Annotated in this window: 1 protein-coding gene and 1 pseudogene; both read right to left on the minus strand. The window is 70.8% G+C overall.

The genetic code is table 11. The features are described 5' to 3' along the window. Window positions 1–364 (minus strand): annotated as a pseudogene (locus tag K6I34_RS36455) (NAD-dependent malic enzyme); the annotation flags it as partial. A gap of 44 nt (window positions 365–408) precedes the next feature. Next, the gene (aspA, locus tag K6I34_RS36460; protein ID WP_229332313.1) at window positions 409–1,860 is read right to left on the minus strand and encodes an aspartate ammonia-lyase; all 1,452 of its coding nucleotides are present in this window, start codon (window positions 1,858–1,860) and stop codon (window positions 409–411) included. Between the last annotated feature and the right edge of the window lie 18 nt (window positions 1,861–1,878).

Here is a 1,878-nt window from a genome sequence, read left to right on the forward strand (position 1 = left end):
ACACCCGGGCGACACCGGGGGTGTAGACCATGGACAGGTCGTCACGGTTGCGGATGGGGTGCTTGGACGCCATCTCGATCTTGCCGCCCAGGTGCATCAGGAAGGTGCGGTCGGAGACCTTGCCCACCGCCACGCCCTCGATGCCACGGAGCTCGTCCACGATCTCGTCGACATGCGCGGTGGAGGTGGCGGCGATGGTCACGTCGATCCGCAGCTTCTCGTGACCGGAGGCGGTCACGTCCAGGCCGGTCACGGACCCGCCGGAGGACTCCACGGCCCTGGTGAGCTGGCTGACGGCCGTCCCACCTGCGGGGACCTCCAGTCGGACGGTCATCGAGTACGAGACGCTGGGCGCCGTTGCCATCGGGGTGGTACTTCCTTCTTCTGCTTCTGGTGGTGGGGGGGGAATCAGGCCGTGGTGGCCTGGGCGTGCGGGCGGGCCAGGTTGTCCGGGTGGAGGATCTCCTGGAGCCGTTCTGGGGTGAGCAGGCCCTTGGCCAGGACCAGGTCGTGCACCGACGCGCCGGTGGTCAGCGCCTCCTGGGCGACGGCGGTGGCCTGCTCGTAGCCGATGTGCGGGTTGAGCGCGGTGGCCAGGCCGATGGACTGCCCGACGAGCTGTGCCAGGTGTTCGCGGTTGGCGGTGATGCCGCTGACGCACCGCTCGGCGAGGGTCAGGCACCCGGCCCGCAGGTGCGTCAGGCTCTTGAGCAGGCTGTGCGCGATGACCGGCTCGAAGGCGTTGAGCTGGAGCTGGCCGGACTCGGCGGCCATGGTGACGGTCACGTCGTTGCCGATGACCTCGAAGGCGATCTGGTTGACCACCTCGGGGATCACCGGGTTCACCTTGCCCGGCATGATGCTCGAACCCGCCTGCACCGGCGGCAGGTTGATCTCGGCGAGACCGGCGCGCGGGCCGCAGGAGAGCAGGCGCAGGTCGTTGCAGGTCTTGGAGAGCTTGACGGCGATCCGCTTGAGCACGCCGGAGAGCTGGACGAACGCGCCCATGTCCTGGGTGGCCTCGACGAGGTCGCCCGCGACGGCGAGCGGGATGCCGGTGATCTCGCTCAGGTGGCCGCAGGCCGCGGCGGGGTAGTGCGGGTGGGCGTTGAGGCCGGTGCCGATGGCGGTGCCGCCGAGGTTGATCTCGCTCAGCAGCGCGCAGGCCTCGGCCAGGCGCGCCCGGTCCTCGGCGAGCATCACGGCGTAGGCCGCGAACTCCTGGCCGAGCGTCATGGGCACCGCGTCCTGGAGCTGGGTGCGGCCCATCTTCAGGATGTCGTCGAACTCCGCGGCCTTGGCCGCGAAGGCCTCGCGCAGCACCTCCATGGCCTCCAGCAGCCGGGCGGCGGCGAGCTGGAGGGAGAGGCGGACGGCGGTCGGGTAGACGTCGTTGGTGCTCTGCCCGGCGTTGACGTCCTCCAGCGGGTGCAGGTGGTGGTACTCGCCCTTGGCGTGGCCCAGGAGCTCCAGCGCCCGGTTGGCGACGACCTCGTTGGCGTTCATGTTGGTGGAGGTGCCCGCGCCGCCCTGGATGACATCCACGACGAACTGGTCGTGGAGGCGGCCGGCGCGGATCTCCTCGCAGGCCCGCACGATGGCGTCCGCCTTGCGCCCGTCCAGCGTCCCGAGGTCGCGGTTGGCCTGGGCGGCGGCCTGCTTGACCGAGGCCAGGGCGACGACGAGGTCGGGGTACGCGGAGATCGGGGTGCCGGTGATGGGGAAGTTCTCCACCGCCCGCAGGGTGTGGACACCGTAGTACGCGGCCGCCGGGACCTCCCGGTCGCCGAGGAGGTCGTGCTCGGAGCGCACCGGCGGGTGGTCGAGGGGGGAGGAGGGGCCGGGAACGGATGCCGACATGGAAGGTCCGATCAGGTG

The organism is Streptomyces sp. UNOC14_S4, from assembly GCF_020740835.1.
In the GTDB taxonomy this organism is placed as follows: Bacteria; Actinomycetota; Actinomycetes; order Streptomycetales; family Streptomycetaceae; genus Streptomyces.

Bases quoted from the DNA above. Each gene is read 5' to 3' on its own strand.
- aspA (WP_229332313.1), bottom strand. From the start codon at position 1,860: ATGTCGGCATCCGTTCCCGGCCCCTCCTCCCCCCTCGACCACCCGCCG.